Here is a 5,385-nt window from a genome sequence, read left to right on the forward strand (position 1 = left end):
TTACACGTATCTAGCTACCCTAAAATAAAACACCAGATACAAAAAAGCCCTCTATCAAAGAGGGCTTAGCACATCAGTTAAGAGGGATTTAACTCTTTTGTGCTACAACTTCCACGCCATCATCATCAATAGCCTTGCCTTTCGCATTAACAAACAACTCACGTTTCGCTTTCGTTAACACATAAACCGTAATCGCAACTGTTGATAAAATACCAATCACCGTTGATGTTTGCATCGCCAATCCAAAACCTAATGTTGAATTATTTAAGATAAAGGTAATAACCACAGCAGTCATAAACATCGCAGGTACTGTCGCAATCCAATGGAACTTGTTATGACGTGCTAAGTAAGCCGTTGCCGTCCATAACATCATCACAGCCGTTGTTTGGTTAGCAAAACCAAAGTAGCGCCAGATAATACCAAAGTCTACTTGCGTTAGAATTGCACCTAATATGAATAAAGGTAATGCCATGAATAAACGATTGCGCATCGTTTTTTGTTCCATATTAAAGTATTCAGCTAAGATTAAACGACTTGAACGGAAAGCAGTATCGCCAGACGTAATCGGTAAAATAACCACACCTAAGAAAGCTAAGATACCACCAAACACACCTAACAAACCAAAAGATGCGCCGTATACCACCGCACCAGGACCACCCGTTGCAACCACTTCAGATAACGCTTCAACAGAACCAAAGAATGATAAAGCAAGTGCACACCAGATAAGCGCAATCACGCCTTCACCAATCATTGCACCGTAAAATACAAAACGGCCATTCTCTTCATTTTCAATACAACGCGCCATTAAAGGAGATTGTGTCGCATGGAAACCAGAAATCGCACCACAAGCAATAGTGATAAACAATGCAGGCCATAATGGAAGGTCATTTGGGTTCATATTCGTGAACATCTGACCCATCTCATAATCACCTAATAAAGTATGATCGGCAGAAACAGACACGGCAACAATTAAGCCAACAGACATAAAGATTAATAACGCACCAAAGAACGGGTAAAAACGACCAATGATTTTATCAACCGGCACAATCGTCGCCACAACATAGTAAGCAAAGATAATCGCAACCATCGTCATTAACGATACCGTCATATCTGTTTGGTCATTAATTAAATTAGTTAACATGCCAGCAGGTGCGGAAACAAAAACAACCCCAACCAACAGTAAAAGTACCAACGCAAACACATTCATAAAGTGCTTCGCATTGTTACCTAAGTATTTACCCGTAATAGAAGGAACCGATGCCCCGCCATTACGTACTGATAACATACCCGAAAAATAATCATGCACGCCACCAGCAAAGATACAACCTAATACAATCCACAACATTGCAGCAGGACCGTATAACGCCCCCATGATAGGACCAAAGATTGGGCCAACACCGGCAATGTTAAGCAGTTGTACTAAGTAAACTTTAGGTGTCGACATAGCAACATAATCCACGCCATCTTGTTTTTCATAGGCAGGTGTCTGACGTTGTTTTTTAACGCCAAAAACTTTTTCAACAAAGCTACCGTAAATAAAGTAACCACCAATAAGCAGTGCTAAACAAAAGAGAAACCAAAGCATGATTAAATTCCTTTTAAATGAGTTAATTTGATGCTGGCACTATAATCATCTGCTGTTAAATAACAGTAGTTGATTACTTAAGTGGTCAAATACACATTTAAACGGTTAATATCGAAATTAAGTGGTTTCAGCAGATAACTTAGATTCAAAGAAGAACAAACTAAGCGAGCAATAACGTGGGTTGGAAGCATAACAAAATTGTGATCTTTACCGCAGTCTCGAGAGGATAACAGCAAAGGCTAATGACTTACAGCAAGCCAAAACGGTCTTTAATCAGCTTCAGGTAACGACGACTAACAGGTGCATGATGACCGGACTTAGTCACAATATCTGCAGAGCCATTATCCAATAACTTGATCTCACGAATACAAGTCGGATTAATCAAATATTGACGATGACAACGTATCAAATCGGTTTTTTCTTCTAATACCTTCAAAGACAAACTCGCCGTAAACTTATCTTTTTCAGTTAACAAGTGCACACCCGTTTGCTCAGACATCGCAATTTCAATTTCATTGGGCGTGAGTAACAAAATACGATTAAAACCCGAGCAAGGGATCAACTCCAGCTTATTATGAGTAATCTGCTCATAATTAGGCAGCTCAGCTCTCTCTGCATTGAGCCGCTTTAACGTCTTTAATAAACGGCAACTCTCGACCGGTTTAAGCAAATAATCAAAGGCATTATCTTCAAACGCTTTCACCGCATACTCATCATAGGCCGTCACAAATACCACCTTCGGCATCGTCTCTTGGTCAAGCATGCTTAGTAACTCTAAACCGCTAATTTGTGGCATATGTATATCCAAAAACACCACATCAGGTTTCAAGCTATTAATCGCCTTTAACCCTTCAATGGCATTACCGCACTGCTCAATCACTTGCACTTGATTCGTTTCAACTAATAACTCGTTAAGCTCTTCACGGGCATACAGCTCATCGTCAATAATGATTGCTTTTAACATCATGCTTCCTTTCGTTTTTGCAGAGGGATAAGGATAGTCGCCTTACTATATACACCCGATTCACAGGTCATCGTTAAACCATAATGCTGACCGTATTCATTTTTGATACGTTTATCAACAATCTGCAATCCTAATCCTTTGCTATTCATATTAGCTGGCGTTTTGTAGTTTCCTGCATTATCAATTACCTCCAACACCACCAAGGTTTCCTTACCTCTTTCCAACAAGTAACCATTAATATCCAACTCACCTTTGCCAATTAACGTCGACGTACCATGTTTAATGGCATTCTCAATCAGCGGTTGTAAAGTAAAAGTAGGGATCTTAAGTGATAACAACTCATCGGCAATATTCTCTCGCACACTTAAACGATCAGCAAAACGCGCAAGCTCAATCTCAAGGTAAGCATGCACATGCTCTAATTCTTCCTTAACTGTCACTTGGTCAATATTTTGCTTTAAATTACTTCTAAAAAAGTGCGATAAATGCTGAATTAACTCACGTGCTTTCTGCGGATCTTTTCTTGTCACCGCACTAATCGTATTCAAGGTATTAAACAAAAAGTGAGGATTAACCTGTGCTTGTAACAAACGGATCTCAGATTGATTCAATAAATTCTTTTGCTGAATATATCGCCCTAATAAAATTTGATTAGAGATAAGCTTAGCTAACCCCTCCCCCAAACTACGATTTAACGTCGAAAACATCTTCTGCTTGGGCTCATACAACTTAACCGTGCCCAATACACGTCCATCTGCTTCTAATAAAGGGATAACCAACACCGAACCTAACTTACAATCCTCATGAATAGAACACTGGTACGCCGTAGAATAGCCATCGGCATAAGTCATTTCGCCACTTTTAATCGCCTGTAAGGTATAGTCAGAAGAGATCACCGTGCCACATAAATGATGGTCATCCCCTACACCAATAAAGGCTAAAATCTTTTCTCTATCAGTAATGGAGACCGCGCCAACACCCGTCTCTTGGTGAATAATATTAGCAATTTTCTGACAGCTTTTAGCATCAAAACCATGACGGAACACCCCAACTGAAAGCTGCGCAATACGTAACGCCTTATTAGAAAACGCATTATAGTTCTTCTCAAAAATCGCTTTTCTATCTTGGATGATGCTCATGAACAAAGCGGCACCCACCGAGTTAGCAATAATCATCGGTAACGCAATCGATTGCACCAACAGCCAAGCCTTATCAAAGGGCTCCGCAACAATAAGAATAATCAACATCTGCACTATTTCAGCAAATAAAGTGATCGCCATTGCAGTCAGTGGCCTAAAAATTTTCTCTATGCGCCCTTTACGTAAATAATAAAGATGCAACAACCCACCAATCAACCCTTCACAGGTCGTTGAAATCATACAGGCGACATCAGTAAATCCCCCCATCGAATAACGATGCAAACCACCGGTTAACCCCACCGCTAGCCCAACGATAGGGCCGCCCATCAAGCCGCCCATCACCGCACCAATCGCACGCGTGTTAGCCAACGCATTTTCAATCGATAAACTAAAGTAAGTGCCTAAAATACAAAACGTACTGAATAATAAATAACACGCGATACGGTGAGAGTTACGCCCAGAGATAAAAAGCATCGGCATAAAAAGCGGGGTTTTACTCAGCAAATAAGTGATCACCAAATAAACACTAAGCTGTTGCAACAACAATAAAGTAACTTCCACAACAACTCCTAATGATGCCTTAATACGATTAAATTAAAGCAAGCTAAATAAAGATAAAGAAAAATAGGGTTGCATATTATAACACTGTCGCAATGCTGTCTTAATATTACTTAAATAATATATTCGATTTAAAAAAGATTATGTAAGCACGGAAAATATAGTCGTAACATTATTTACAGAGGCTATTTAAATGGCACTTTGAAACTTACTCTTAGCTTCAGTACCTTCATTCTTAACAGCCTTTATCTTCAAATTGAAAAGGATTGAAATGTTTATTCACTTTTAGTCAAGTATTTCTCGAATAATTATTTAAAATTTGCTATATTCGGCACCCCTTGGGATGTGACAGTTTTAATTTTAACTTGTTACCCCTTCGATAGGCTAATATTTACCAACCGGAGTGTTGCAATGAAAGTTCGTGCATCCGTTAAAAAAATCTGCCGTAACTGCAAAGTTATCAAACGCCACGGTGTGGTGCGAGTTATCTGCGTAGAGCCAAAGCATAAACAACGCCAAGGCTAATTAAGATTTGGATATTTAAAGTGACTAGTTTTATAAACTAGCAACTTATTTTTTATAATCATCATTTGTAGAGCATCCTTTCGGGCTTTTCGCAAATGAATCGTTAACTTTTAAGGAGTGCATAGTGGCCCGTATCGCTGGCATTAACGTTCCTGATCATAAGCATGCAGTTATCGCATTAACTGCTATTTTTGGCATTGGCAAGACTCGTTCACAAATTATTTGTGCTGAGTCAGGCATTGCTGAAAGCACTAAGCTTAAAGATCTGGATGAAACACAAATCGAAGCTCTTCGTACAGAAGTAGCTAAATTCGCCGTTGAAGGTGATTTACGTCGTGAAGTATCTATGAGCATCAAGCGTCTAATGGACCTTGGTTGTTACCGTGGACTTCGTCATCGTCGCAGCTTGCCTGTACGTGGACAGCGTTCTAAAACGAATGCTCGTACCCGTAAAGGTCCGCGTAAAGCAATTAAGAAATAGGGTAAGAGATCATGGCTAAAACACCAACTCGTGCTCGCAAGCGCGTTAAAAAGCAAGTTGCTGATGGTATGGCTCACATCCATGCTTCTTTCAACAACACAATCGTAACTATTACAGACCGTCAAGGTAATGC

General features: G+C 39.7%; 6 protein-coding genes. 3 read left to right on the plus strand and 3 right to left on the minus strand.

What is annotated here, in order from left to right; genetic code table 11:
• Nucleotides 1-88: 88 nt before the first annotated feature.
• The 3 genes from H592_RS0111190 to H592_RS0111200 form a co-directional block, all read right to left on the minus strand.
• Complete coding sequence (locus tag H592_RS0111190; protein WP_028868860.1) at nt 89-1,585, minus strand: carbon starvation CstA family protein; 1,497 nt, start codon at nt 1,583-1,585, stop codon at nt 89-91.
• A 247-nt stretch (nt 1,586-1,832) separates the two neighbouring features.
• Nucleotides 1,833-2,549, minus strand: a complete 717-nt coding sequence (gene btsR, locus H592_RS0111195; protein ID WP_028868861.1) for a two-component system response regulator BtsR — start codon at nt 2,547-2,549, stop codon at nt 1,833-1,835.
• On the minus strand, nt 2,549-4,249 hold the full coding sequence (locus H592_RS0111200) for a sensor histidine kinase (protein ID WP_028868862.1): 1,701 nt from the start codon (nt 4,247-4,249) through the stop codon (nt 2,549-2,551). Before H592_RS0111200 ends, btsR begins: the two co-directional genes overlap by 1 nt.
• 408 nt (nt 4,250-4,657) lie before the next feature.
• Here H592_RS0111200 and rpmJ point away from each other — a divergent pair, with 408 nt between their 5' ends.
• The 3 genes from rpmJ to rpsK form a co-directional block, all read left to right on the plus strand.
• The gene (rpmJ, locus tag H592_RS23645; RefSeq protein ID WP_011770886.1) at nt 4,658-4,771 is read left to right on the plus strand and encodes a 50S ribosomal protein L36; all 114 of its coding nucleotides are present in this window, start codon (nt 4,658-4,660) and stop codon (nt 4,769-4,771) included.
• A 124-nt stretch (nt 4,772-4,895) separates the two neighbouring features.
• On the plus strand, nt 4,896-5,252 hold the full coding sequence (gene rpsM, locus H592_RS0111205) for a 30S ribosomal protein S13 (RefSeq protein ID WP_028868863.1): 357 nt from the start codon (nt 4,896-4,898) through the stop codon (nt 5,250-5,252).
• Between the two features lie 11 nt (nt 5,253-5,263).
• A partial coding sequence (gene rpsK, locus H592_RS22100) for a 30S ribosomal protein S11 (protein WP_037071658.1) occupies nt 5,264-5,385 on the plus strand: 122 nt, incomplete at its 3' end.

This window comes from Psychromonas arctica DSM 14288 (assembly GCF_000482725.1).
Lineage (GTDB): Bacteria > Pseudomonadota > Gammaproteobacteria > Enterobacterales > Psychromonadaceae > Psychromonas > Psychromonas arctica.

Bases quoted from the DNA above. Each gene is read 5' to 3' on its own strand.
- H592_RS0111190 (WP_028868860.1), bottom strand. From the start codon at position 1,585: ATGCTTTGGTTTCTCTTTTGTTTAGCACTGCTTATTGGTGGTTACTTT.
- rpmJ (WP_011770886.1), top strand. From the start codon at position 4,658: ATGAAAGTTCGTGCATCCGTTAAAAAAATCTGCCGTAACTGCAAAGTT.
- btsR (WP_028868861.1), bottom strand. From the start codon at position 2,549: ATGTTAAAAGCAATCATTATTGACGATGAGCTGTATGCCCGTGAAGAG.